Source organism: Candidatus Acidiferrales bacterium, from assembly GCA_035934015.1.
In the GTDB taxonomy this organism is placed as follows: Bacteria; Acidobacteriota; Terriglobia; order Acidiferrales; family UBA7541; genus DAHUXN01.
In genome coordinates, this window is sequence record DASYYH010000007.1 from 13,284 (window position 1) to 39,794 (window position 26,511).

The window sequence follows — 26,511 nt, forward strand, 5'->3', positions numbered from 1 at the left end:
GCAACTCGGAACTCGAAAATTGATGAGCACAGAAAAAACGAGCGAATGACGACGGAGACCAAAGAGGACAAGATCGGGCAGCTGCTGGAAACGAGCCGGACGATTGCCGTCGTCGGGCTTTCGTCGAGCAGAATGCGGCCAAGCTATGGCGTCGCAGAGTATATGCAGGGAGCGGGATACAAGATTATTCCCGTGAATCCAAACGAGACGGAAGTGCTAGGAGTGAAGGCGGCCAAGCGGCTCGAAGATATTCGCGAGAAAGTGGACATTGTGGACGTCTTCCGGCGTCCGGAGTTTGTGCCGGAGGTTGTGGAAAGCGCGATCAAGATTGGTGCAAAATGCGTTTGGATGCAGGAAGGGGTGGTGAACGAACAGGCCGCGCGCCGAGCACGCGAGGCGGGAATTTTTGTCGTGATGGATCGCTGCATTTTGAAAGAACATGCGAAGCGATTCCACTGAAGGTAAGGGTATGAAGCATAGATCGCTACGAACATCTGTTTATTCCTGGACGATAACATCTGCCGCGCTGATTGCATGCCTGTTCTCGGTTGCTGGCGCTACTACGCCGAATGATGACAAGGCAGAAGGGAATCGCTGGTGGAACGACGTGAAATATCTGGCCTCGGACGACTTGAAGGGCAGGGGAACTGGTAGCGCGGGATATCAGGACGCGGCCGGATACGTGGCGGACAAATTCTATGCGGACGGGCTCAAGGAAGCCGGGACGATTAGATATTTTCAGCCCGTGCAATTCGAGTCGCGGCAAGTCGATGAGGGACACTCATCGGTTGAGCTGGTTGGGGGTTCGAACACGACGCAACTAACGCTGGGCAACGAGGTAATTCTGCGCGCGGGGGGCGACCCGGCGCCTAAGCTCGATGCCGGAATGGTGTTCGTTGGATACGGGATGAAAGTTCCGGAAGCGAATTACGACGATCTGGCGGGACTGGATCTGAAAGGGAAAATCGCCGTGTACCTGACAGGCGGGCCTTCGACGATCAAAGACCCGCTGCGAGCGCATGAGGAATCGCTCGGAGAACGATGGAAAGCGCTGAAGGAGGCGGGCGCGATCGGGATTGCAGTGATTCCCAATCCAGCAGAGCAGGAAATTGCATGGAACAGGATTGCCGACAATCGGCTGCTGGCGTCACTGGAGCTGGCTGACGCAAAGCTTCGCCGCGATCGGGGAATCCAAATCGAACTGACGATCAATCCGGACGACGCGGATGAATTTCTCGCCGGTTCGAGCCACACGATGGCGGAAATCCTGGAGCTAGCGAAAGCGCACCAGCCGCTGCCAAAGTTTCCGTTGAAGGGAGAGATTCGAGCGGCAATCGCGTTGATCCAGAAGCCGGTCGAATCGCCAAACGTGGCGGGAGTGCTGGAAGGTTCGGATGCGGTGCTCAAGGGAGAATATGTCGTCGTCAGCGCGCATCTGGATCATCTGGGCGTGGGAGCGCCAGTGAACGGCGATGACATCTACAACGGAGCGATGGACAATGCCGCAGGCGTCGCGGCACTGATCCAGATTGCCAACGATTTCAAGAAGTCAGGGACGAAGCCGAAACGGTCGATTTTATTTCTTGCGGTGTGCGGCGAAGAAGAAGGCGAGCTGGGCTCTTGGTATTTCGCGAATCATCCGACTGTGCCAGCGAAAGACATCGTGGCGGACATCAACATGGATATGTTTTTGCCGCTGTTCCCGCTGCAGTACCTTCAGGTGCAGGGGCTCGATGAATCGACGCTCGGCGATGACATTCGGGCCGCTGGAAAAGAAGAGGGCGTGGACGTGATTGAAGACGAGCAGCCAGAGGCCAATCGCTTCATTCGCAGCGATCAGTACAGCTTCATTCAAAGAGGCATTCCGGCGCTGGCCTTCAAGTTCGGATACGTGAAAGGCTCACCGCAAGAGAAGATTTTCAACGATTGGGTTCACACGCACTATCACCAACCTTCCGACGATACCAACCAAAAAGTGGACCAGGAAGCGGCGGGGAAGTTCTGCCACTTGCTGTATCTGCTGGCGGATCGCACGGCAGATGACGCAGCGCGGCCATCGTGGGAGCCAACAAGCTTCTTCCGGCGATTTGCGCAAAACCAATAGAACCGCAGAAGACCAGCTTTCATTGCAGAGGGAAAACAAAGACGTGGTTGCTCCCCGGCTGCATGACGGCGACGGTGTGTGTCGAAACAGAGACGGCAAAACGAACGTAAACATTATCGTGCAAGATGGGGGTGAGATCACCGCTAGGGATAGAAAGCCAGACAATATCGCCGGCATTTTTTTCGGGTCCGCGCTTGAGGAGAATTCTGCGTTCGTCAGGGCTCCAGGCGATGGTGCCGTAAGCGCAGTGCACAGTCGTGGCGATTTGGGGGTTCGCGAGCGAGCGGATTTCGAGCGTGTCGCCATCGCGGAAATAAGCAACCTTGTCGGCGTCAGGGGAAAGTGTGAGCTGGCCGAGATAGCCTTGCAATGTGGCAATGGGCTGGTCAGTCCCGCGAAGAAGATCGATTCGTGAAAGCTTGATTGCGCCGGTGAACTGCTGGTCGCGCTCGACGGCGATCGCAGAATTGTGCTGAGCATCCCAGGCGACGGACGTGAAATAGTGATCCTTCAAAATTATGTCGCCGGCGCCTTTGCTGGGATGAATGATGCCGATGTGGTAGAGCAAATCGGATTCATCGCTCGAAACAAGATAGGCGACAGTGTCGCCATCGGCGAGCCAGTTGGCCTGTTTGCCGTCCTCGATGACGCTGGTGTGCGTGCCGAAGACGGGGATCTCTTTTCCTTCATCGGTCATCAAGTCGACCAGTTCGCTCTCGTTCGTTGTGCCTTGCTGATCCACGACCTGAGCGATGGTCATTTGTACGGTGAGTTTCGTTGCATCGGGCGAATACGCCAGGCGGCGGATCATGAAGCTGAAGGGCGTGGTTGTCTTAACCAGCGTTTCGCCGTCGACGATGCGTTTGCGTTTGCCATTGAGCGTCACGGTCCAAATGTCGTCGCGCTCGATTTCGTAATGTTGAAAATGGAGTTTGTGAAATACGGCGCAAGCGACCGTTCCATCCACGGAAATGGCAAAAGCGCGGCAATCGAGATCGATGGAAGAGAGAGGCTTATCCTGAGCGCGAGACGGCGAGACGCCCGCGAAAAGCAGAACTAGAGCCGCAACCGACCAAACGAGCCAGCGGCAGAAACGATTTGCGGATTTGCCTTCAGTTCCGCGCGGATTTGTTTTCTCTGGGTGGTCTGTCAATTCTATTTTCACTCGTCTTTCTTCATGTGGGACTTGGTATCGGTCTTTTTGGTTCCGTCCTTCTTCGATTCCTTCGGAGGCTTCGATTCCGACGGCTTAGATTGGATGCGCCGAATCTCTTCGAGGCGCTGGCGAATTGGCGCCTCTAGGCCTTGATCCGTTGGGTGATAGTAGACGCGGCCCCACAAGCTCTCGGGCAGGCAGGTCATGTTCGTCAATTTTTCTTCTGTGTCGTGGGCATATTGGTATCCCTTGCCATAGCCGAGATGGCTCATAAGGCCGGTGACGGCATTGCGCAAATGAAGCGGGACAGGTTCGGCGATGGTTTTCTGCAAATCGTCACGGACGGAATTATAAGCCGTATAGACGGCATTGGATTTTGGCGCGAGCGAGAGGTAGACGGCGGCCTCAGCGAGCGCAAGATGACCTTCGGGCACGCCGAGAAAATCGAAAGCGTTCATGGCTGCAAGCGTGATGTGCAGGGCATTGGGATCGGCAAGGCCAATATCTTCGCTGGCCATGCGCACCATGCGGCGCGCGAGGTAAAGCGGATCTTCGCCGGACTCCAGCATGCGAGCGAGCCAATAGAGTGCTGCATCAGGATCGGAATTGCGCACAGACTTGTGCAGCGCAGAAATCAGATTGAAATGCTCTTCGCCAGCTTTGTCATAGAGAAGGAATTTGCGCTGCAAGACGTCGTCGAGGCGTTCGCGCGTAACCACGCGGCTGCCGTTTGCGGAGGGTTCCGTGCCGAGGACGAGAGACTCAAGCGTGTTGTAAGCGGAACGCGCATCGCCATTGGCGATTTGTGCGATGCGGTCGAGGATCTCATCGGGGACGTCCACGGCGACTGCGCCCAAGCCGCGTTCTTTATCAGAGAGCGCGCGGCGCAGCAGTGCGAGGATTTGTTCGCTGGATAGCGCGTGAAGAACGTACACCTTCATGCGCGAAAGGAGGGGCGCGATGACCTCGAAGGATGGATTTTCCGTCGTCGCGCCAATCAAGAGAATTGTGCCGGCTTCGACGTAAGGCAGAAACGCGTCCTGCTGCGCTTTGTTGAAGCGGTGAATCTCATCGACGAACACGACCGTGCAGCGGCCATAGCGCCGGGCACCCTCGGCGGCGGCCATGACTTGCTTGATTTCCTTGATTCCAGACATCACGGCGCTGAAAGGAACGAATTCGGATTGCGTGGTTTTGGCGATCAGGCGTGCGAGCGTCGTCTTGCCGCAGCCCGGCGGACCCCAAAGGAGCATGGAGACAATTTCATCGCGCTCGATTTGGATGCGCAGCGGTTTGCCCGGTGCGAGGAGTTCCCCTTGGCCAGCGATTTCGTCGAGTGTGCGCGGACGCATGCGGTCGGCGAGCGGGCGCGATCCCTGCGGGACTTCTTCGGCGTCAATGGTGCGGAACAGGCTCATTTTCTTGTCTGGGACGCTCATCCGATAGCGCGACGCTGGCGCGCAGCTTCGTAAAGGATCAGCGAGGCAGCGATGGCTGCGTTCAGCGAATCTACTGGCTCCGCAACTTGGATGCGGATTCGGGCATCCGCGCTGCGTTCGATTTCGGGCGGGAGGCCGGCCCCTTCGTTGCCGATGAGAATTGCCGCCGGGCCGCGAAGATCGATCTCGTCAGGCCGGCGCGCACCGGAATCACGCGGGGAGGAGGCCGCAAAGATCTTCAGTCCGGAAACGCGAAGCTGGGTCAAAGCGATGGACGGAGCGAATTCGGAAAGGATGGGGAGACGCAGAGCAGAGCCGGCCGAGGCGCGCAAAGACTTGGGCGAATAGGGGTGTGCAGTTCCGCGCGTGGCAATCGCCCCCGAGGCGCCGAGCGCTTCGGCGGAACGGAGAATCGTACCGACGTTGCCGGGATCCTGTACGCCAGCGAGAACCACGACGAGCGGGTCGGGGACAGCTACGAGAGATTCGAATGAAAATTCGCGCAGGCGCAGCAGGGCGGCGATCCCTTGCGGGGTTTCCGTGGCGGTGACGGAATCGAAGAGCCTATCCGTGGTGCGCAGAATCAGAGTGGGACGGTCGAGCTCGGAGCGGAGCGATGCGAGATGGCGTTCGGCGGAATCGCTGGCGAGAATGGCTTCGATTTCTAGGCCGCAGCGAATCGCCTCCGAAACGAGGCGCACACCTTCGAGCGCAATGAATCCGCTTTCAGGACGCGAAGCATGCAGGGCGGCGCGGAAGGTTTTCAGCCAGTGATTTTCGCGCGACAGGATTTTCGCGGTCTGCGGAGCACGCGACGCTTGAGATTTAGCTGGAGAGCGCAAAGATTGGGTCCGCATGGAATGGAGCCTAACAGAGACCGAGGCCAACGAAAAGTTCCCGAGCGCGAATTCGCGCTTTGCCCCTGACGTTATGCGTAGTTGCGGTTTTCGTCGGCGAGCTTCATGCCATCGCTGTGGCATTCCGGGTAAAAGCTCAACTGCGTGAATGGGACCGGCGGGCGAATGCCGCCATATTCGCAGACGACGCAGACGCGGCGCTCGGTGGTGCAGTTTGCGTGTGAACAGCGATAGAGCAACATGCGTCGGCCGCACTTGGGGCAGTTTTGTTCTGGGAGCATGCGGCAGTATTTTTCCGGTTTTCCTTTAAAAAGGCAAGAGCGGGTTTCCAAGGAAGAAGCGGGCGCAGTGAATTCAACGAGAGTGCACGCTGAAGAAGCGTCGCGGTGGCCCGCAGCGTTCAGCGTGGGGGCCACCGGTGTTGCGCGCTCCTATTGCGCGATGGTTATGGTTACTCCGCCAGCCGCGGTGGATAACTGTGAAAGTACATCGGTGAGTGTACCCTTTGCTGTGAGTGTAAAGTGCTGCGCAGGAGTGCCGACGACGTCAAATGCGTACCCGGTGATGCGGCTGAGCTTATCTAGGACGACCGGTAGACCTGCGTTTTCGTGTACACAGAGCGATAAGGTACGCGTCAGGGGCGTGGGCTGAACTTCTCGCACGGCTGCTTGCGGGCGATCACCTATCGCTTGGGCGGGAACGCCCAGCACGGAGCTTAGGCTGTTATTTGCGGCGGTCTGGGGGCTTGGCTCTACGACGCCCAGTCTGACTCCTGTCAAACCGGAAAGCCTCGCAAGCGCTTGCCAAGGTGTCGTGTTGATGCTGAATGGAAGGACCTCGTCGCTTCCGGACAGAATCACGATCTTTGGCATTAGCGCGGTGCTCGCCGATAATGCGGCGACTGCTGAATTGACGGTCATGCCTGCCGGGAGAGCAACAGTTGGTGCAAAGATACAATCGCAGGTGCATCCGCCGCCATCGCTGCAGACACAAGCACAGCATCCTCCCTTGCATGAGCAGGAGCACGGTCCACTGCCAGTGCTACCACTGCAACTACAGTCTCCTGAGGATTGTTTCTGTAGCGGGGCTGACATGCTCGGGGCATTTGATTTCGCGACTTGTGCAGTTTGTGCGAGGGCTGGAGCCGCGCTGATTAACAACAATAGCACTGTAAGTGATGACCAACATCGAGGAAACGCGCGTACCGGATTCATAGAGGTTCCTCCTTGAGGTCGAGCTAGCGTCAACAAGCTCGAAAATTAGAGTAAATGATACCCCCCCTTCTGCCAGAGTCAATTAAGTGGGGAGTACACGAAACGGCCCTGCGCGAATTAGGGAGATTATGGCACGAGCACACGTACTAGGGAAGTCTAGGGACACACACGAGTACACGTACTTGCGCGGTGTGAATGGGTGTGATAGCGTTCTGCGATTGCGGCCGATTCCGCGCCGCGCGAGTGTCCATTGCCAGCGGAAGTCCTGAAAATTTCAATTGAAGCTCCCGAGCCGCACATCATCCACTACGCTGCGAGTCTCATCCAGCGCGGCCGAGTGGTTGGCATTCCCACGGATACGTTCTATGGACTCTCCGCCGATCCGTATAATCTGGCGGCGATTCAGGAAGTGTTTCGCGTCAAGGGGCGCGCGGAAACGAAGGCGCTGCCGATCCTGATAAATTCCGTGGAGCAGGCGGTGACGCTCGCCCGGGATCTGCCTGACAGTTTCTTGAAATTGGCGCACAAATTCTGGCCAGGCGCGCTGACGATTGTCGTCGAGGCCACGCACCGGTTGCCGCTCAAGGTAACGGGAAACAGCGGACGCGTGGCCCTGCGCTGGCCGAAGTCGCATGTCGCGTGCGAGCTCGTGGAAGCATCGGGCGGGCCTCTGACAGGGACGAGCGCGAATCTTTCCGGATTCCCTGCGTGCAGCAGCGCAGCGCAGCTTGTGAAGCAGCTTGGCGATCGCTTGCCGCTGATCCTCGATGGAGGCGATACGGGCGGGACGCTGGCATCGACGATTGTCGCGCTGCGGGGTGCGGATTGGTCCATCATCCGCGAAGGAGCGGTGCCGGAAGCAGAAGTCCGCAAAGCAATTGAAGCTTAGGATTTCGCGCAGGATGCCCTGCGATCAAGGAAGGATCGCGTGCTCGAGGAAGTCGAAATCGCCGCCGGGGGAGAGTTGGATGTTGGTAAGACGACGGCGATGGACACAGATGTTGTCGTAGAACCAGAGGTTGATGTACGGCTCGTCGTCGGCGACGATTTGCTGAATCTGGTCAAGGATTGCCTTCCGTTTCGCGCGGTCTGTGGTGACGCGCGCCACTCCGAGTAATACATCCAACTGTGGATTGTGGTAATGGCCGCGATTCGCACCCTCGGGCGGAAATTTGTCGCTGCCGAAGACGTACTCGAAAACGTCCGGGTCGAGATTCGCGCCGACCCATCGCAGCGTGTAAAGCTGAAAACTGCCGCGCGTAATGTCGGCATAGAACGTGGCGAATTCGAGCGAGCGCAAATCGAGTTGCACGCCGATGTGGCGCCATTGATCCTGAAGAGCTGCTGCGAGGATTCGCGTGGATTCATCCGTGGAAGTTTTCATTTCCAGATGAAAGCGAATGCCGTCGGGGCCACGGGGTAATCCGGCGGCATCGAGCAAGGCATTCGCACGCGCGGGATCGTAGTCGTAATGCGTGACGTTGCCATCGTAGGCCCAGTGATTCGGAGGCAAGATGCTTTCGGCGGGCCGCGCGAGGCCGCGAATCAAATAGCGAATGAGAGTGTCGCGGTCAGTCGCATAAGCGAGCGCTTGGCGAACGCGGCGATGCCGGAGGATGGGGTCTTCGCAGTTGAAGGAAATATACGCGAGCATCGTGCCGGGAGCGCGAGCAACTTCCAAATTCAAGTCCCGGCCGAGGGCGTTGACCATATCCGGCGTGAGCGAATTGGATTCGAGGTCGCCAGAGCCTTTACGCAGTTCGAGCGCGCGAACGAGTGCATCGGGAACGATGCGAAAGCGAACGCGCTCGAGCGTGGGTGCGCCGCCGAAATAGTCCGGATTGCGTTCGAGCACAATATCTTCGTCCGTGGTCATGCTCGCAAAGCGAAACGGTCCGGTGCCGATGGGATGCTGTGCGAAATCCGGGCCGGCATCATGAGGCACGACGCCGGCAGCCTGACGAATAAGATTCAGCGGAAACGACGCATAAGGCGCGCGGAGGCGGAAGATGACCGTCCAAGGATCGGGCGCGGAGATGGAATCGACGAGCTGAAAAGCGCCGCGTTTAGGAGTGCGAATGGCTCCGGAAATGATGGAATCGAACGTGAATTTGACGTCGGCGGACGTTAGCAACTGGCCATTCGAGAAATGAACGCCGCGGCGGAGATGGAAGATGTAGGTTTGTGCGTCGGGCATGCTCCAGGTTTCGGCGAGATCGGGAGCGAGGTCGAGATGATCGTCGCGCTGCAGAAGACTATCGAAGAGAAGATAGTCAACGTGCTCGGAGAAAGCGTCCGTTCCGATGCGCGGATCGAGATTCGTGGGCATGGATTCGAGGAGAAAGTTAACTGTGTTCGCGCCGGCGGACGAGCGGGCGGAAGAGCAACCATTCAGAAAAACTAGGATCGGGAAAAGCAGCGCCGTGGGAATCACGCGCAAGCTAGTGCGGACGCGCATAGCAAATTTTCCCCAGAATGGCCGAATGCTGCGCGCCGGTTGCGCTTGGCAGATTATTCGCGTTCTGACGCCAGGCTTCGTAGGCGAGTACAGCGAAGGCGTAGGCCTCCTTCGCGTCGCCGGGAACGCCGAGAGCTTCTGCCGGGATGATTTTGAGCGAGGGCAAGAGAGCGCAGAGATAAGCAATAAGCAGCGGGTTGCGCGCGCCGCCGCCGGAGACAATAAGTTGCCTGACGTGAGTGCGCGGAAAGATGAAGCGCTTGAACGCCTGCGCAATCGATGCGGCGGTGAATACCGTCGCTGTGTGAAGGAGATCGGCAGAGCGAATGTGGTTGCGCTTGGCCGCGCTCAATAGCTTTTCCACGTAAATCGCACCAAATTCTTCGCGGCCCGCGGTTTTCGGCGGACGCTTGGAGAAAAACGGGTGCGCAAGCCACTGTTTCAGGAATCCCGGTAGCAAGCGGCCTGTGCGTGCGAGCTGGGAATCCCGGTCAAAATGCAAGCGGCCACGCGTGAAATGCGCGGCCAGTGCGTCGAGGATCATATTGCCCGGCCCAGTGTCGAAGGCGAAAACGTCTTGCGGGCGCGCACCGGCCGGAATCGCTGTGACATTGGCGATGCCGCCGATATTGAGCGCCACGCGGCCTCTGTGCGGATGGCGATAAAGCAGATAGTCGACGAACGGCACGAGCGGCGCGCCTTGGCCGCCGGCGGCAATGTCGGCAGGGCGAAAATCAGCAATTGCGGTGATGCCGGTGCGCTCGGCGATGATGGCGGGTTCGCCAATCTGAAGTGTGGAGGAGACGCGAGCGCCGAGAAATGCGCCGGGCGCGCCTTGATGAAAGATAGTCTGTCCGTGAGAACCAATGAGCGCGACGCTTCGAGGCGAGATGCGGAAGCGGTGGCAGGCGCGTAAAGCGGCGGCAGCAAACAATTCGCCCAGGCGAAAGTTCAGCTGACTGATTTCGCGTGTCGTCGTAGGAGCGCCGCTGGATACGCGCAAGACGGCTTCGCGAACAGCTGCGGGGTAGGGAAACGCGGCGAAATGCTTGAGGCGCGCCCGGGGCGCGGCCGGCCCTCCGGAGATGCCGACAAGCGCGACATCGATGCCATCGGCGGACGTGCCGGACATCAAGCCGAGAACAAGGATTTCGCGCGAGCGCCGAGTCACGAGAGCCGCTTCTTGAGCGCCGCGAGGAGATTGAGCGCTTCGAGGGGTTTCAAATTATCGAGATCGGCAGAGCGCAGCGCGTCGAGCACGGTTTGGTCGGCAGCCGTGAACATGAGCGGTTGCGCTGGCGCCGAGCCGGGGGAAAGTTCTTCGGTGAGTTGATGCTCGCTCTTTTCGTGCTCGGCGAGGACTTCGCGAGCGCGTTGAATGACGCTCGCAGGAAGACCTGCCAAGCGAGCGACTTCGATGCCATAGCTTTTGTCGGCCGTTCCGGGTTCGACGCGACGAAGAAAAATAATTTCGCTTCCGGCCTCTCGCACAGAAACGTGGACGTTCTTAATGCCGGGGAAAAGGCGCTCGAGTTCGGTCAGCTCATGGTAGTGCGTGGCAAAGAGCGTGCGCGGGCGCGCATTTTCGTGCAGATGCTCGACGACGGCCCAGGCAATCGACAGGCCGTCGAAGGTTGCCGTGCCGCGGCCGACTTCGTCGAGAAGAACAAGGCTTCCCGGAGTAGCGGTATTCAAAATGGCCGCAACTTCGCTCATTTCCACGAGGAACGTGGAACGGCCGCGCGCGAGATTATCGGACGCGCCAATGCGCGTGAAGATGCGATCGACGAGCGGGAGTCGAGCCTCGACCGCGGGAACAAACGAGCCGATTTGCGCCATGACGATGATGAGTGCGGCCTGCCGAAGATACGTCGACTTGCCGCCCATGTTTGGACCGGTGATCAGCAGGATGGGCTGTGTCGCGTCGTCGAGATAGAGGTCATTGGGGACGAAGCGTTCGCCGCGCTGTTCGAGAAGGGTCTCGATCACGGGATGACGGCCTCCGGCGATGAACAGTTCGCCGCGTCCCGCGCCCGAGTGTGCATGGCCGGATTCGCCTTCCGTGAAAGACGGGCGCGAATAGTTACGCTCCGCAGCCAAGCGCGCAAAATTGGCGAGCACATCGAGCTGAGCAATTGCCGCCGACGTTTGGCGCAGGCGCGGCGCTTGCGCGGCGATGGTTTCGCGAATTTCGCGGTACAGGCGGCGTTCGATCTCAATGATGCGCCCATCGGCCGCGAGCACCTTGCGTTCGTAATCTTTCAGCTCCGGCGAAGTGAAGCGTTCGGCGTTGACGAGGGTTTGCTTGCGCTCATAGTCGGCAGGCGCTAGCTGAAGATTGGCCTTGGAAATCTCGATGTAATAGCCGAAGACACTGTTGAAACGAATCTTGAGCGAGCCGATGCCTGTTCTCTGGCGTTCGCGCTCCTCCATCGCGGCAATCACTTGCTTCGAGGACTTGCTCAAGTCGCGCAGTTCATCGAGTTCCGCATCGTAACCGCGGCGAATCATGCCGGGTTCGGCCGGCTGCGCGGGAGGATCATCGGCAATCGCACCGGCAATGAGGTCACGAACATCCACGAGTTCATCGAGCTGGACACATAACGCCGCGAGACGCTCGCTCTTGCAACGTGAGAGAAAGCCACGAAGAAGCGGAACGGCCGTCAGGGAACGCCTGAGCGCGAGAAGATCGCGAGGCGTCGCTGTCCCGAGCGTGACACGGCTGGTGAGACGTTCGAGGTCGAAGATATTTTCGAGGTCGCGGCGGATCTCGTCGCGGACCACGGTTGCAGATTTCAGCTCGGCGACGGCGTCGAGACGGGCTTGAATGTCCTCTAAAGAAATCGCTGGCCGGAGAATCCAAGAACGCAGCAAACGCGCGCCCATGCCAGTTGCGGTTCCATCAAGGGACGCGAGAAGTGTGGCCGAGTCGTCATCTCCGGCGCTGGGTTGGATGAGTTCGAGATTGCGCACTGTGACGTGATCGAGAATAAGCGCGTCCTGCTGCTCGTAGTAAATGATGCGGTCGAGATGCTCCAGCCCGCGACCGGCGGGACGGAGTTGCATCGTCGCTGTGCCATTGCTGGAATCGGTTGCGCCAATCGCCGATGTTTCGCGCAGGTAGTGCAGCAGGCCGCCCGCCGCGCCAATAGCTTCCGCGTGGCCCGACAGACCGAAACCATCGAGGGAAGCCACGCGAAATTGTTGCTCGAGCAGACGCTGAGAATAGGATTTCTCAAAAACCCATTCGTCGAGTCGCGTCTCGGTGGCGCCCAGACCGCCTATTGCAGCGCCGGTGGCTGGTGAAAAGAGTGTCGCTGGCTGTGCGAGCAGGATTTCTCGCGGACGAAGGATTTCGAGTTCGTTACGCAGACGAAGCTCAGCGTCGATGCCTATGAATTCTGTCGCACGAAATTCGCCAGTCGAGAAATCGACAAAGGCCAGGCCAATCGTTTCGCTGCTCCCGTTGCGCGCGACTGCCGCGAGAAAATTGTTTTCGCGGGTTTCGAGAATGGATGAACCTGCAGCCGTGCCGGGAGTCAACACGCGGATCACTTCGCGGCGGACGATTTTCCTGGTCTGCGAGGGATCTTCCATCTGTTCGCAGATGGCCAGCTTGTGGCCGGCGCGAATCAGACGCGCGATGTAGTTCTCTGCCGCATGGTACGGGACGCCGCACATCGGAACGGCCTGGCCTTTCTCCTTATTACGAGACGTGAGCGTGATTTGGAGCTCGCGCGAGGCGGTAACGGCGTCGTCATAGAAAAGCTCATAGAAATCGCCCAAACGGAAGAGCAGCAACGCACTGGGATGCTGGCGCTTGATGGAGTGATATTGCCGCATGAGCGGCGTCGTCGGTTCATTCATGCTGGCGCCATCGGGGTTGCAAACGAAAACGATTATCGCGGGTGCGAGAGGGTTTGGCAACATCAGGGAAGGAGAAGTTAACCATGAAGATGTTTCGTCAAAACAGGAACCGCGTATACTCTGATTTCAACGATGAAGGCAAAGCACGAAATCGAGATCAAACTGCGCGTCGACGACCTGCGCGAGGTGCTCAGAACCCTTCGTCGGCTCGGAGCAAAATGCCTGGGCACCTTGCACGAGCGGAATACGCTTTTCGATACCAAGGAGCGCGATTTCCAGCGGCAGGGCTCCATTCTGCGCATTCGCCAGGAACGCCCGGCGAGTTTGCCTGGTAAAACTCGCAGACGGACGCGAGGGTTCGAATCGGGAGAAGGGCTGCTGACGTTTAAGGGATTGGTGACTGGCCAGCGTGGGGGAAAATATAAGCTGCGTGAGGAAATCGAGCATCGCACCGCGAGGGTATCCCGGCTGCGGCGGATTCTCAGAAAACTGGGCCTTCGACCATGGTTCCGATATGAAAAGTATCGTACGCGATACCGCCTGAGGGCTTTTCCGGGGCTGGAAGTGGACCTCGACGAGACTCCGATAGGTCTCTTTCTGGAGCTGGAGGGGCCGAAGCGAGCTATTGACCGCGCCGCAAAGAAGCTTGGCTACAGCAAGTCCGACTATGTGGTCGACTCCTACCTTGAACTCTACGGCTCCGATTGCCTGATGCAAGGACGCAAACTGGGCAACATGGTGTTCTAACCGTAAAAATCTCGTGAAGAATTGCACTCTTTTCTTGACAAAGTTCGCAACTGCACTTAACAAGGAACTGGAAGTGGAGAACGAAGAAATGGAGTCTTCCTCTAATCCGGAGCCTGGGGGTCGATACCTGCCTGAGCCAAGAATCGGGGCTTGGGTAGGGATTGTTATGGGTTGCACGTCCGGCAAGATGCCGGAAGGGCAGTTCGGTACTCAGGAGGGCCAAGCCGGCCAGGGCTGAGTTTGCGGGGTATTATCGCGCCCGTGGTCGGAAACGAGTCCGGCCGCGGGTATTTTTTTGTCTGGACATGGAGTGATTAGGCCGGGTCAAGCAGGGAAGGAGATGGCGATGCTGCACGCGACGGAATTATTTGGGGCCGAGGCCTACGACGCCCGGGGAAACTTTGTCGGCCGGGTAAAGGAGTTTTATGTCGAACCGGCCGAGCATGGCAATCGCATCAGCCGAATTCTGCTCTCCCGAGGGAAGTATCAGCCGCTCGTTGCCAAGCATGACCAGATTGGATTTGTGGCCCCGGGGACATTGCGCCTGACTGTCGAAGAAGGGGAACTCGAGCACTTCCGGCCAAATGACGCTTGGCTGGCGGTGCGAAAGGATCTGCTGGATCAGCAAATTATCGACACGCGAGGGCGGAAGGTAGTGCGCGTGAACGATCTCGACATGACTGAGCAGCGAACTAACGGCAACGTCGAGCTGCGAATTACGGGCGTTGATGTGGGGCTTACGGGGGCTGCAGGCAGATTGCTGCAGGGTATTGCCACACCAGCCATGATTCGGCGTGTCCAGGCAAAGTTGCCGACGCGGCTGATCCCTTGGGAGTTCTGCAACCTCATAGAGCCCGACCCGCTCCGGCGCGTAAAGCTGCGGCTGAGGAGCGACAAATTGGCACACATGCATCCGGCGGATCTTGCGGAGCTGATGGAGGAATTGTCGCCGGACGAGCGGAGGTCCATCATCGATTCGCTGGATGAAGAATCGGCCGCTGAGGTCATCGCAGAGTTGGATAAACGCCTTAAGACTCAGGTAGTCGAAACGCTTGATCCAGGAAGGGCTGCGGATATTCTCGAAGAAATGCCACCGGACGATGCCGCAGATGTCCTGGCGGAACTCTCGCCAGAAACCTCGCGTGAGGTGCTGCGCGAGATGCCCCGGCGCGAGGCGGCTGAGGTGCGCGGGCTACTTCAATTTGAAGAGAACACAGCCGGCGGGATGATGACGACGGAAATTGTCGAAGTCGGCGAAGACGCGACGCGAGGAGAAGTTGTCGACTACATACGCTTTCATGAGGTTGTGCTGGACCAACTCGACAGCGTCATCGTAATCAACCGGGAGGCCGCGTTTGCGGGCACGGTCTCCGTAGCGAGGCTGCTTCTTGCCGCGCCAGAGCAGCGTATGGCGGAGCTTTTGGGTGAGTCGCGCATTTCGGTGGGCGCGACGGTCGAGGACAAGGAAGTCTTTGAAACGTTCGATAAGTATAACCTGCGCAGCTTGACCGTCGTGGACGTGGAGAATCACCCCATCGGCGCAATTGCGGTTGACGACATTGTGAGCAGAATGCACGCAAAGCTGGGATAGATGAACTGGACTTCGATTTTCGGGACCACGGAATCCTGGCGTACCCGCGGGCGCGAAATGCGCCGGCAAGGGCGCCATTGGCGGCGAAGCATTGCGCTTTTTCTTGCCGTTGTAGGACCGGGCCTCATTACGTCCAACGTCGACAACGACGCGGGCGGAATCACAACCTATTCGGTCACCGGCGCACAGTTGGGTTATGCGCTCTTGTGGACGATGATTCCTCTCACTATCGCTTTATACGTCAGCGAGGAAATGTGTGCACGCATGGGTGTGGTCACGGGCAAAGGGCTATCGGACCTGATCCGCGAGGAATTTGGTTTCCGCTCGACGTTTTTCGTAATGCTGGCCGGATTGGCGGTGGATTTTTCGAATACCGTTGCGGAGTTTGCCGGTGTCGCGGCATCCATGCAAATCTTCGGGATTAGCAAGTACATTGCAGTGCCGCTTGCGGCTATCTTTGTCTGGGTGCTGGTGGTTCGCGGAACGTACCGCCAAGTGGAGAAAATTTTTCTGGTCGCGTGCGTGTTCTACGTTTCCTATGTTGGGTCGGCGTTCTTGGCCAGGCCAAACTGGTTACTCGCCGCCAAGCAGACGTTCGTTCCTGAGATTCACATGAACGTAGGATACCTGCTGGTCTTGACTGCGCTGATTGGCACGAGCGTCGCTCCATGGCAGTTTTTTTACCTTCAGGCCGGATACGTGGAGAAGAAAGTCGGCCCGAAGCAGTACAAACACGCACGCATGGATGTACTCGTGGGCAGCATCACATGCATGGTCGTTGTGTTTTTCATTATCGTATGCACGGCGGCGACGCTAAACGCCTCGGGACACACGCAAATCAACGATGCGGCGGATGCGGCTAAAGCGCTTGTGCCTCTTGCAGGTAAATGGGCCGGAGGGCTTTTCGCCTTTGGCTTGTTGAACGCTTCGCTTTTTTCTGCTTCCGTACTTCCTCTTTCGACGGCACACGTCATCTGCGAGGGGCTGGGCTTCGAGGCGGGGATTGATCGTAAGCTTGGCGATGCGAAGATGTTCTACGGACTTTACACCGCGCTGATCGTCGCTGGCGCGGGAGTCATCCTGATTCCCAAAGCGCCGCTGCTGAAGATCTTGGTTCTTTCGCAGGTGGCCAATGGAATCTGGCTGCCGTTCGTCATGGTTCTCATTTTGCTGCTTGTGAATCGCAAGGACTTGATGGGCGAGCGCGTGAACGGCAAATTCTTCAACATCGTAGCGTGGGTGATCAGCGTTGCTCTGATCGTGGTGACTGCAGCTCTCGCGTACGTCACGATTTTCACACCCGCCGGCGCAGGATGAGCGGTTCGTAACGGGCGACCAGGATGCGCAGCGATGCGGTTTCCCTGCAGTTGCTTCGCCTCGTGCGGCTATGCTAGGTTTTTTATTCGGATGAGCATTGTGAGATCTCGGTGAAACCGACCGAACTACTGAAATCCACCCGCGCCGAGGAAATCGCGCTCCTTGACCAATTGGATCTGAGGCGCCTCCCCAGGCACGTGGCCATTATCATGGACGGCAACGGGCGCTGGGCAGAGCGGCGCCATCTGCCGCGCATCGCGGGACATCGCGCTGGCGTGAAAGTGGCGCGCGAGATCATCGAGACGTGCGCCCGCCTCAAGGTGCCCGCTTTGACGCTCTACGCGTTCTCGCTCGAGAACTGGCGTCGCCCGAGGGCCGAGATCGATTTTTTGATGCGGCTCCTGCGCGAATACCTGAAAAAAGAGCTTCCTTCGATTCATAAGAACAATATTCAACTGCTGATCATCGGCCGCTCGGCGCAATTGCCCGAGGCGGTTCGGCACGACATTGAAAAGGCAATGCGGCTGACGGCCCAAAACACCGGTATGAAGCTTATCGTCGCGCTCAACTATGGCGGGCGCGCAGAGCTCGTGGATGCGTTCAATGCCATTCTCGATCATGTTCGGCTGAACGGTCTTTCGGCGTTTCATGCGGATGAGGAGACGATTTCGAACAAGCTCTATACGGCCGGGCTGCCCGATCCCGATTTGCTGATTCGCACGAGCGGCGAAATGCGCGTGAGCAATTTCCTATTGTGGCAGATCGCGTATGCCGAGCTTTATATTACGGAAGCTCTGTGGCCCGATTTTTCACGCGAAAAACTGCTCGAAGCCTTCGTCAACTTCCAGCAACGCGAGCGCCGCTACGGCGGCTTGGCAACCGCGGACGGGCATCGCAACGGAAGGTATGGCGGAGGAAGATGAAACCGCTGCTTACGAATTTCTTTTCGATTTGCTCTTCCATTGAGACAATGACGCAGTGCTGAAGCGCATCGCAACTGCGGCGATCCTGATTCCCATTGTTGTTTTGGTGGTGTATTGGGGACCGTCCTGGCTGGTTGCCGCGCTGGCCGCGGTTGTAGGGTTGCTGGCGATGTTTGAATTCTTCAAGCTCACTTCCCAGATGGGCCTGCGAGCGTTTCGCCTGTGGACGATGATTTGCGCTGTAGGATTGTTTTTTGTTCAGTGGACATCGGGCGCAGCAGAGGTCCACACGCTTGGCGCGAATACCCTCCTGATTCAAGGCTTGCCAAGCGATTACGCTTCAATCGAAGCTGTTTTCCTAACGTTTCTGTTTGGGACGGCCTGCATTGCAGTGCTGGGTAAAATCGCCCTGGCGGATTTGCTTCCCGGCATTTGTGCCAGCGCAGCCGCATTCTTGTTCGTGGCATTGCCTTTCAGCTACGTGGCGAGAATGGATGGAGCGCGGAGCGGCCCTGTCCTTGTTCTTTTTGCGCTTGTCGTTGTGTGGGCTGGTGATACGGTCGCTTACTTCGTGGGAAAATCGATTGGCCGCTTGAAAATGGCGCCGGCGCTTTCGCCGAAGAAAACTTGGGAAGGCGCCGCAGGCAACGTGCTTGGTTCGCTGATCGTCGGTTACTGTTTTGCGCGCTGGCAGAATGGCGATTGGGTCGCATGGCTTGCAACTGCCGCGCTGGCCAACATCGCCGGGCAGGTGGGCGATCTGGTAGAATCAGCATATAAGCGCGGCGCGGGAGTCAAGGACTCCGGCGCAATGCTTCCAGGGCACGGAGGAATGTTGGATCGCATCGACAGTTTGATTTTTGCTGCTCCGGTGGTATGGCTTGCTGCCGGATGGCTGCTGCAAAACCGCCCGTGACGCAACTCTCCCAGTGAAACGCATCTCCATTCTCGGATCGACTGGCTCCATTGGATGCCAATGCCTGAAGGTGGTGGACTCTCTTCCCGGAAAATTTGAAGTTATCGGAATAGCGGCTGGGAATAACGTCGAGCTCGCGGCCGAACAGACGATCAAGTATCGGCCAAAGGTTGTTTCGGTGAGCACCTGCGAAGGCGCAAAGCAGCTTCGGGAGCGTCTCACCGGTGCAAAGATCGAGCCGATTCCGGAAATGCTATGTGGTGCCGAAGGCCTGGAGCGCGTTGCAACGCATCCAGAGGCCGACACGGTTCTTTCGGCAGCCGTAGGCGTCGTGGGCTTACCAGCGACCTACAAGGCGGTTCAGTTAGGCAAGAATTTGGCGCTCGCCAATAAAGAAGTGCTCGTTGCCGCAGGGGAATTGGTGATGGCCGAAGCCGAACGGCAGAGGAAAGCAGTTCTGCCGGTGGATAGTGAACACAATGCCATTCATCAATGCCTGCGTGCGGGCGAAAGACGCGAGGTGAAGCGGCTTGTGCTGACCGCGTCAGGCGGCCCATTTCGCAAAACGCCGGTTTCCGAGCTAAAGAATGTAACTCCTGAGCAGGCTCTGGCGCATCCTAACTGGAAGATGGGCAAGAGAATCACAACGGATTCGGCGACGCTGATGAACAAAGGCTTCGAGGTGATCGAGGCGCGCTGGCTTTTCGGCATGCAGCCAGCGCAGATTGATGTTGTCATTCATCCGCAGTCTACGATTCATTCGATGGTAGAATTTGTGGACGGTTCAATTCTGGCACAGCTTGGTCCGACCGACATGCGCATGCCCATCCAATATGCGCTAACCTATCCAGAGCGCGTGGCATCCAACGGATTTGCCCTCGATTGGAGCAGCCTGAAGTCGCTCGATTTCGAGCCTGTTCCGGCAGGGAAGTTTCCGTGTTTAACGTTGGCAATGCGTGCGATGCAGCAGGGCGGGGCATTGCCGTGTGCTTTAAATGCTGCAGATGAAGAAAGCGTCGCGGCATTTCTCGACGGGCGGCTCGGATTTACAGGGATCGCGGAAGTGATCGAGCAGGTGCTTGACCGGATGCCGGGCACGACGTTAACGAAAATGGAAGATGTCCTCGATGCGGATCGCGAGGCTCGTCGCATGGCGCGGGAAGAAATCGCGAAGAGGAAGAATTAGATGACACATAGTTGGGTTGGCGTGGTGGCGGCGATCGTTGGCTTAGGGATCATGATCCTTGTGCACGAATGGGGTCATTATATCGTGGCGCGTTGGTGCGGCGTCCGCGTCGAAGTGTTTTCCATCGGATTTGGGACGCGGATTTTCGGATGGAAACGCGGGGACACGGACTTCCGTCTCGCGGCTTTTCCCTTCGGCGGGTACGTCAAGATGGCAGGCGAAAACCCTGCCGAAGATCGCGCCGGAGCGCCGGATGAGCTTCTCTCCAAATCGCGCTGGCAGCGGTTTCTGATTGTTGTCGCCGGGCCGGTGATGAATATTGTGCTGGCCATAGTGATGATGTGGGGCCTGTATATCGTCGGTGTTCCCACGCCGAGGTTCGTGCACCAGGCCGCACAGGTCGCGGGAGTTGTGCCGAATTCGCCCGCCGCAAAGGCGGGAATTCATCCCGGCGACAAAATCGTCGAAGTCAACAATGCGAAGGTATCAACCTGGGAGCAAGTGATTTCCAACTCGGGCATTCTGCCTGGGGCGAAAATCTCTCTCGAAGTGGAACGCGCGAGCAAACTCATCCCCATAGACGTAGACGTCCCGAAGAATGTCTTTGACCCCTATGAAGTGACGGGATATCCACACGTGAGTGTTGTCTTGGTGGATTCTGTCGCGCCCGGGTTCCCCGCGGCGCAGGCCGGTTTGGAGGCTGGAGATCGGATCGTGAGCGTCAATGAGCAATCGGACCCCAATCCGACGGCTATTGCGGCGCTCATTCGCGATTCCGGTGGCAAGCCCGTCGCCATTGAGGTTCGACGTGACGGCAAGGAAATCTCCAAGGTCATCCAGCCGAAGTACGAAGACCCCGGAGGTGGCGGTGGAAAGCGCTGGGTGATTGGCGCTGTGTTTGCTCCGGGCGATACAGTACGAAGTTCGTTGTCTGTCTCCGAAGCAGCAGCGCAATCTTGGTCCGAAAATGTCGGAAATGTGAAAGAGGTCGTTACAGTTTTTGCCGGGCTCTTCTCGGGGCGATTCTCACTCAAACAAATGGCAGGTCCAGTCGGAATCGTGAGCATGTCCACGCAAGCCGCTAAGATGGGAATGGCGGAGTTCATTGCCTTCATGGCTTTGCTGAGCGTCAATCTCGGGATCGTGAATTTGCTCCCGATTCCCATCCTTGACGGCGGGCGCATCCTGGTAATGGCTATCGAGGGTTCGATTCGAAGAGATCTGAGCGTAAGAGTGCAAGAGCGTTTGTTGACCGCAGGACTTGTTTTCATTCTTGCTGTGTTCGGGTTTGTGATGTATTACGACATCGCCAGACTTTTCCCAAATCACTAATATGGTTCCGACGGCGGCACACCGCGTTTCCACCGGTGAACGCATCAACGTTCACGAAAAGCCCGGACAATTGCAAAAGCAGCTTGCTGCTCGCTCGATTCGCCTGACGCGGCAGCGGCGCGTGGTTTTGCAAGTTATGGACACCGCGCCACGGCACCTCGATGCGGGGGAAATCCTCGTGCGTGCGCAGAAAATCGACTCGCGGATTACACGTGTCACGGTTTATCGCACGCTTGACCTGCTCAAGCACCACGGCCTGATCGACGAACTCGATTTGCTCCATCTCCGCGGCCACCGCCACTATTACGAAAGTCATGGGCCGCGCGACCACATCCATGTGGCCTGTCTGCGGTGCGGAAAAGTGCGCGAATTTGAAAGCGAATTGTACGAGCAGCTCAAGCAGCAAATCGAGCAGGACTGCGATATGCGCATCACTGTCGCGCGCACCGAAGTCGGCGGCTACTGCTCGACTTGCCAATCGAAAGCATGATCTCGCTTTTTACATTATGGCAAGGGAATTGAACGCGATAGAGGCTGGACGCCGGTTGTTGGAGGTTTTGGTTCTATTGCAGTTGAACATCCCGGCTCACGGCGCTCATCTCGCCGTGCATCGCTTCCTCGACCACCACGCGCAAGCGATACGTTCCCGGCGGCGCCTCCAATGACATCCCGCCATCAATCCCGCTCCTCGAGAAGCGCTCGAAAGTCTCCGGCTTCAGCGCAAGCTCCATCTGCGCTTCTTTGCCCGTGACCATCTTTCCTTGCGCATCGAATAAAGCTGCGACGAACGTCAGCATGTCCACGCGCCGGTCTTGCTGTCTCGCAAACGGCATCGCGTGGATGTCCACGCGCGTCTGCAGGCTCAATTCATGCACACCGTTGTTCGCAATTCGAGTCTGTTCGCCAAGGCTCAGCGGAAAATCGCTCTTCTCTTCGGAACCGCGCACTTCCTCATCAATCTTCTCCTCGGCAGTCGGCGCGCGCGCCTCCTGCGACTCTTTCGTCGGCGCAAAATACCCCGGCCGTACCTCCACAAATCCGTGCCCCGCCTTGCTTACTTCCACTTTGATCTTGTGATACTTCCCATCTTCATCGGGGGAAAATCCAAGTTCATAAGCACAAGCAGGCACGAGGCCCAGTTCGCGGAATCCGAAATTGAGATCGTTATTGTTGCGGAATAAAAGCCCGCCTGTGCTCTCGGCGAAATCGGCCATGGCTGCGTCTTCGCTTTCGAGTCTGTCGCCAAGCGTTCGCGCCTCGTATAACATGGTCAAGTCGGAAAGCGTCTCAGAAGGCTCATTCAGCGGCCTTCCCGGCGCCTCGGCGTAGAGGCCCTTGGAATCAAGCGAGTTGATGACTACGTTAGCATGCAGCGCCTCGTCGATGATCTGGTCCTGTTGAGTGTCCAAATCACCGGAGAAAAATCCGGATGATGCAAACAGAAGCAAGCGTTTCCCTTGCATTCGCCCTAAATCATCGACGGCGGCCCGGATGGCGTCTAGTGTAGCCTGTGACGTAACGCGCGTCTGATCCCAAGTTGTTTGCGCCTGCGTTTTCACGTCGTTAATTAGTTCCCGGGAAAATGATGACATTGGATTAGTGACCTTGCTCGGTGTCATTTTACTTACATCATTAGGGTCACAAATGTCCTGCCCTGCGCATCCACACGCTTCCACGACCTTCGCTTTAAGGGTAACCAAATCATCATCAACGATTTGATACGCCTCGTAGGGCGTGATCCTAGGGCACGCCTTCAATCCCGAGGCACTCAAGTGCGGATGAGATTGCACATTTGCGATTGCTCCGAGAATTGCAGAAGCATCGTTGCTGAACCCCAGGATCTGCCCTCCCGATGTCGTGAAGACCCCGATCTGATCGCCTTCTTCCTCCGCCTCATCAATAAAGCGCTTTGCTGCGATCTTCGCTCGCCCCAAGTCGCCAGTCGGAGTATTAAAATCGTCGAAAAACAATGCAATCCAACGCTCGGCAGTAGCAGCTCGTTTCGCCTTACTCACCTCGCCTGGAGCCACGGACGGCGCGTTCGGGGTTTTCGTTGGGGAGGCATTAGCTTCATTTCGATTATTTGACTCGACGGAAAACTCAGCGATCTCACGAAGGCGACCGGAATCGAAAACAGCGAAGTCGCCTTTGGTAAGCCCAAGAATCGGATGACCGCGGCCATCTCGCACCACCACCTCAATGCGAACCAGGTGACTTTCGGCTCGCAGAATCTGTTCATGAGGATTATACGACCCGCTCCTGATCCGCACCTCCCCCGGCGACAGCATCTGCGCCGATGACGCTAGCGCAAAAAGGCTCGCAACTATGACGCCTGGGCGAAAATATCGGCTTCTGTGCGAAGCATCCTTCGTCGTCATCACTCGAACCTGGAGGTCTTTGACGTAGAGAAAATCGGATCTCTAAATCTGACATACTCCCCTGGACTCTTTAATTCTTTCAGCGCACACCACCTTCTTCGAATTCTCAAAACCTCACCCACGCCGAGCACCATCGCATGGAGACTCACATCCGATTTGTCCAGAGTGCTGCGCCGCAGGACGCGATCCGATCCCTGCAAGGCCGCGACATCTGCTACAGGGCAAATCCTAAACTGATTAGTGCAGTGGCCTGCAAGTCCCACCATCTTGCTGGCTCTCGCAATAACAGCCCGGATTCGTGCAGTCCGTCTGGTCGTTGCAGAATCCCGAGCACACAATCAAAGGAGTGCTGCCACTGGACGCAAGGACAACCGCTGATCTTCCCGCAATCGCGGCCATCGCACCCAACAGCACTACCCAGAATACGGTGACTCTCAATAGCTTTCGGTATGTTATTTGCATCTCGTTTCTCCTCCTCATAAAGCATTCCAGAACGCGGACAAAACTTAACGAAGGAACCTATGAACAGTCGTCACCTGCCGGTGCTTTTATTTTGGTCTAAACCCACGGGCTTTGAAGACAGCACAGCCTGCTCAATTTGGCCAATTTGTTCTGACTTGAGCACACCGGACCACACGCCATCGACTCTGCCGCCAGCATCTATGAGGATGGTTTGAGGCGTGTAGCGGAAACGATAGGACACGATACTATCAACGTCAGGAAGGAGCATTGTCCCAGTCCTTGTCAGGTCAACCAAGCCAAGGTATTGGCTGGATAGGCCGGCCTTTTCAAGGCTCACTCCTATAATGCGAGCACGCCGCAGGTCAATTTGTTCAAAAAGCTTCTGCCACATCGGCCAGTTTAGCGTACAGGCCGTGCATGAACGGGCGAAGATGAAAAGCAGGGTTCTTGGCTGACCAAGCTGATACGTAACAGTAACGGTGTTTCCTAGGAAGCTGACGCCGGAAAGGGGGGGGAACGATATCGCCAACATTCAAATGGAAGTTAGCTTCGTAGGTTCGGTTGAGGGTCGCCAGCGCACGGTTCCGCTTCACGAGGGCCACGTTTAATACCATGAGCGTGGCCGCCAAACCAACGAAGCTTGCAACGAGTGGTTTCGGAAGATTCACTGTCGCACCGCCAATTCGACCGGGCAGAAAATTAGGATATATGGTGTTTCTAAACGAATGATTGATATTTGTCAAGTAATTAATTATGTCTGGCTGTAAATACTCAGAAAGGAGATTGCGGAGCTAGGAATTTACGCATCCTAGCGAGGGGTCTTTCGAGTTGGAATTGGCGGGAGCTTTAAGCCGTCGAGGCGCAAGAAAAACGAACGCGCGCGAATGATGTCGCGCTGTATCTGCTCTCGCAGTGCTTCGGTCCCAGAGAATTTCTTTTCGTCGCGCAGCCGCCGCCAGAAGCGAATTTCGAGCGAGCCCGAAGTGACCTGCTTGGAAAAGTCGAAGAGATGGCTTTCGATGCTCAGTTGTGTCCCGTCAAACGTTGGGCGCATACCCACATTCGTCGCTGCGCGATAAAGTTCCCCATCGACGATTGCTTCTGTTGCGTAAACACCGCGCGCGGGAAGCAGCTCTTGCGTGGTGGAAAGATTCAATGTCGGAAAAACGAAATGCCGGCCGGTGCCTGTTCCCGGCTTGATTTCGCCAGCCAGAAGAAATGGGCGGCCCAGCAGTCGCGCACCCCAAGTCATCCTGCCGGCAGTCACCGCCGCACGCACAGCTGTGCTCGAAACGACCGTTCCCCGGACAACCACCGGTGCAATGCAGCCGACGTCAAAGTTCATTGCCGCCCCGAGTTTTCGGAGCAAATTCACGTCGCCTGCCTGTCGATGGCCAAAGCGGAAATTTTCGCCGACAAGGACGGCGCAGACGTGAAGGCAATCACCGAGGATTCGGTGCACAAATTCCTCGGGATTCGAAGACGCGAGCGCACTGTCAAAATGCAACACCAGCACCGCATCCAATCCGAGGGCCTCAATGCGCGCCAGTCGTTGTTCAAGAGTTTCGATCATTTGCGGCGCCGCATCCGGACGTACGACGTGAAAAGGATGCGGATCGAACGTAAGCGCCGCAGCTACCGAATTTGTTCTGCGTGCACGTTCGACCACCGATCGAAGGATTTTTTGGTGTCCGAGATGGACGCCGTCAAAATTGCCGATCGTGACCGCAGCGCGCATGTCGCAGCCGAAGCGCGCCGTCCATTCCTGCGGCGAATGCAGAATTTCGAGAGCCATCAGAGATCGACCTCGAAGGAAAGGCCATCGTAGGAAAGCTGGACATTCTGCGGAAGCTTCGCATTCGTGGCTTCGTGGCCCAGATCATGGCAGATGTGCGTGAACCAGGCATGCCGCGGCGCGAGCTCGCGGACAATGGCCAGCGACTGATCGACAGTGGAATGCATAGGATGTGGCGTGTAGCGCAGGGCGTCGAGAATCAAATGGTCGAGGCCCCCCAGCATTGGCCCGGAAGTTTCCGGGATGGAGCTGAAATCAGTCAGATAGGCAATTGTGCCGATGCGGAAACCAAGAACGGTTAATGGTCCGTGCCGAACCGGCACTGGCGTGATATGAGCGCCGAAAAGATTGAATGGTTCTTTGATGGCGTGGATCTCAATCTGCGGCACGGAACTCTCCGCCGTTTGCGGTTCGAAGATATAAGCAAAAGTTCTGCGAAGGATCGCAATGGTTTCATCCGAAGCGTAGACAGGAATCGCCGACCGCTGCTTCTGATTGAATGGACGGATGTCGTCGAGGCCGAGAATATGGTCGGCGTGGGCGTGAGTGTAAAGGATGGCATCGAGATGATCGATTTCTGAGCGCAGTGCTTGCAGACGAAAGTCCGGAGTCGTATCGATGACCACGTTTCGGCCATTGTAGGAAAGCAGCACAGAGGGCCGGGTGCGTTGATCCCGTGGGTCGGCGGAACGGCACACGCTGCATCTGCACGCGAGGGTTGGCACGCCCATCGAAGTGCCCGAGCCCAGGACTGTTACTTTCAATTTTC

The 26,511-nt window shown here is 57.3% G+C and carries 23 protein-coding genes; 11 read left to right on the top strand and 12 right to left on the bottom strand.

The window, feature by feature from the left end; all coding sequences use genetic code 11:
* Positions 1-45: 45 nt before the first annotated feature.
* Positions 46-459 carry a CoA-binding protein gene (locus tag VGR81_03920; protein HEV2288080.1) on the top strand — a complete coding sequence of 138 codons (414 nt, stop codon included), beginning with the start codon at positions 46-48 and terminating at the stop codon, positions 457-459.
* Positions 460-469: 10 nt separating this feature from the next.
* Positions 470-2,104 carry a M28 family metallopeptidase gene (locus tag VGR81_03925; GenBank protein HEV2288081.1) on the top strand — a complete coding sequence of 545 codons (1,635 nt, stop codon included), beginning with the start codon at positions 470-472 and terminating at the stop codon, positions 2,102-2,104.
* Positions 2,105-2,123: 19 nt separating this feature from the next.
* Here the strand turns inward: VGR81_03925 and VGR81_03930 are convergent, their stop codons facing one another.
* From VGR81_03930 to VGR81_03945, 4 genes are all read right to left on the bottom strand, one after another.
* Positions 2,124-3,269 (bottom strand): hypothetical protein, encoded by a 1,146-nt coding sequence (locus VGR81_03930; GenBank protein HEV2288082.1) that lies wholly within the window; start codon positions 3,267-3,269, stop codon positions 2,124-2,126.
* Positions 3,266-4,678 (bottom strand): replication-associated recombination protein A, encoded by a 1,413-nt coding sequence (locus VGR81_03935; protein ID HEV2288083.1) that lies wholly within the window; start codon positions 4,676-4,678, stop codon positions 3,266-3,268. Before VGR81_03935 ends, VGR81_03930 begins: the two co-directional genes overlap by 4 nt.
* Positions 4,679-4,695: 17 nt before the next feature.
* The gene (locus VGR81_03940) at positions 4,696-5,556 is read right to left on the bottom strand and encodes an RNA methyltransferase (GenBank protein HEV2288084.1); all 861 of its coding nucleotides are present in this window, start codon (positions 5,554-5,556) and stop codon (positions 4,696-4,698) included.
* A 71-nt stretch (positions 5,557-5,627) separates the two neighbouring features.
* Positions 5,628-5,798, bottom strand: coding sequence for a hypothetical protein (locus VGR81_03945; GenBank protein HEV2288085.1), 171 nt, complete (start codon positions 5,796-5,798; stop codon positions 5,628-5,630).
* A 1,222-nt stretch (positions 5,799-7,020) separates the two neighbouring features.
* On the opposite strand from VGR81_03945, the gene VGR81_03950 reads away from it, so the two are divergent.
* Positions 7,021-7,659: an L-threonylcarbamoyladenylate synthase gene (locus tag VGR81_03950; GenBank protein ID HEV2288086.1), complete on the top strand. Its 639-nt coding sequence runs from the start codon at positions 7,021-7,023 to the stop codon at positions 7,657-7,659.
* Between the two features lie 24 nt (positions 7,660-7,683).
* Here the strand turns inward: VGR81_03950 and VGR81_03955 are convergent, their stop codons facing one another.
* The 3 genes from VGR81_03955 to mutS are packed head-to-tail and all read right to left on the bottom strand — an operon-like array spanning position 7,684 to position 13,095.
* A complete protein-coding gene (locus VGR81_03955; GenBank protein HEV2288087.1) occupies positions 7,684-9,228 on the bottom strand; it encodes an ABC transporter substrate-binding protein in 1,545 nt (514 codons plus the stop codon).
* Positions 9,212-10,399 (bottom strand): anhydro-N-acetylmuramic acid kinase, encoded by a 1,188-nt coding sequence (locus VGR81_03960; protein HEV2288088.1) that lies wholly within the window; start codon positions 10,397-10,399, stop codon positions 9,212-9,214. The genes VGR81_03955 and VGR81_03960 overlap by 17 nt, the downstream gene beginning before the upstream one ends.
* The gene (gene mutS / locus VGR81_03965; GenBank protein ID HEV2288089.1) at positions 10,396-13,095 is read right to left on the bottom strand and encodes a DNA mismatch repair protein MutS; all 2,700 of its coding nucleotides are present in this window, start codon (positions 13,093-13,095) and stop codon (positions 10,396-10,398) included. Before mutS ends, VGR81_03960 begins: the two co-directional genes overlap by 4 nt.
* A 132-nt stretch (positions 13,096-13,227) precedes the next feature.
* Between mutS and VGR81_03970 the strand changes: the two genes are divergently transcribed.
* From VGR81_03970 to VGR81_04005, 8 genes are all read left to right on the top strand, one after another.
* Positions 13,228-13,842 carry a class IV adenylate cyclase gene (locus tag VGR81_03970; protein ID HEV2288090.1) on the top strand — a complete coding sequence of 205 codons (615 nt, stop codon included), beginning with the start codon at positions 13,228-13,230 and terminating at the stop codon, positions 13,840-13,842.
* Between the two features lie 346 nt (positions 13,843-14,188).
* Positions 14,189-15,433 (top strand): hypothetical protein, encoded by a 1,245-nt coding sequence (locus VGR81_03975; protein HEV2288091.1) that lies wholly within the window; start codon positions 14,189-14,191, stop codon positions 15,431-15,433.
* Complete coding sequence (locus VGR81_03980; protein ID HEV2288092.1) at positions 15,434-16,750, top strand: divalent metal cation transporter; 1,317 nt, start codon at positions 15,434-15,436, stop codon at positions 16,748-16,750. It abuts the gene before it with no gap.
* Positions 16,751-16,860: 110 nt separating this feature from the next.
* Entirely contained in the window at positions 16,861-17,673 is an 813-nt protein-coding gene (locus tag VGR81_03985) for an isoprenyl transferase (protein HEV2288093.1), read from the top strand.
* 55 nt (positions 17,674-17,728) lie between these two features.
* Positions 17,729-18,589: a phosphatidate cytidylyltransferase gene (locus VGR81_03990; GenBank protein ID HEV2288094.1), complete on the top strand. Its 861-nt coding sequence runs from the start codon at positions 17,729-17,731 to the stop codon at positions 18,587-18,589.
* A 13-nt stretch (positions 18,590-18,602) separates the two neighbouring features.
* On the top strand, positions 18,603-19,775 hold the full coding sequence (gene dxr / locus VGR81_03995; GenBank protein HEV2288095.1) for a 1-deoxy-D-xylulose-5-phosphate reductoisomerase: 1,173 nt from the start codon (positions 18,603-18,605) through the stop codon (positions 19,773-19,775).
* Positions 19,776-21,107 carry an RIP metalloprotease RseP gene (rseP, locus tag VGR81_04000; protein HEV2288096.1) on the top strand — a complete coding sequence of 444 codons (1,332 nt, stop codon included), beginning with the start codon at positions 19,776-19,778 and terminating at the stop codon, positions 21,105-21,107.
* Between the two features lies 1 nt (position 21,108).
* The gene (locus tag VGR81_04005) at positions 21,109-21,597 is read left to right on the top strand and encodes a Fur family transcriptional regulator (protein ID HEV2288097.1); all 489 of its coding nucleotides are present in this window, start codon (positions 21,109-21,111) and stop codon (positions 21,595-21,597) included.
* Positions 21,598-21,670: 73 nt separating this feature from the next.
* Here VGR81_04005 and VGR81_04010 read toward each other — a convergent pair whose 3' ends face one another.
* The 5 genes from VGR81_04010 to VGR81_04030 form a co-directional block, all read right to left on the bottom strand.
* Positions 21,671-23,485: a VWA domain-containing protein gene (locus tag VGR81_04010; GenBank protein HEV2288098.1), complete on the bottom strand. Its 1,815-nt coding sequence runs from the start codon at positions 23,483-23,485 to the stop codon at positions 21,671-21,673.
* Between the two features lie 237 nt (positions 23,486-23,722).
* Positions 23,723-23,947 (bottom strand): hypothetical protein, encoded by a 225-nt coding sequence (locus VGR81_04015; GenBank protein HEV2288099.1) that lies wholly within the window; start codon positions 23,945-23,947, stop codon positions 23,723-23,725.
* A gap of 70 nt (positions 23,948-24,017) precedes the next feature.
* Positions 24,018-24,338, bottom strand: a complete 321-nt coding sequence (locus tag VGR81_04020; protein ID HEV2288100.1) for a hypothetical protein — start codon at positions 24,336-24,338, stop codon at positions 24,018-24,020.
* A gap of 417 nt (positions 24,339-24,755) precedes the next feature.
* Positions 24,756-25,742 (bottom strand): bifunctional riboflavin kinase/FAD synthetase, encoded by a 987-nt coding sequence (locus VGR81_04025; GenBank protein ID HEV2288101.1) that lies wholly within the window; start codon positions 25,740-25,742, stop codon positions 24,756-24,758.
* Entirely contained in the window at positions 25,742-26,506 is a 765-nt protein-coding gene (locus tag VGR81_04030) for an MBL fold metallo-hydrolase (GenBank protein ID HEV2288102.1), read from the bottom strand. Before VGR81_04030 ends, VGR81_04025 begins: the two co-directional genes overlap by 1 nt.
* Between the last annotated feature and the right edge of the window lie 5 nt (positions 26,507-26,511).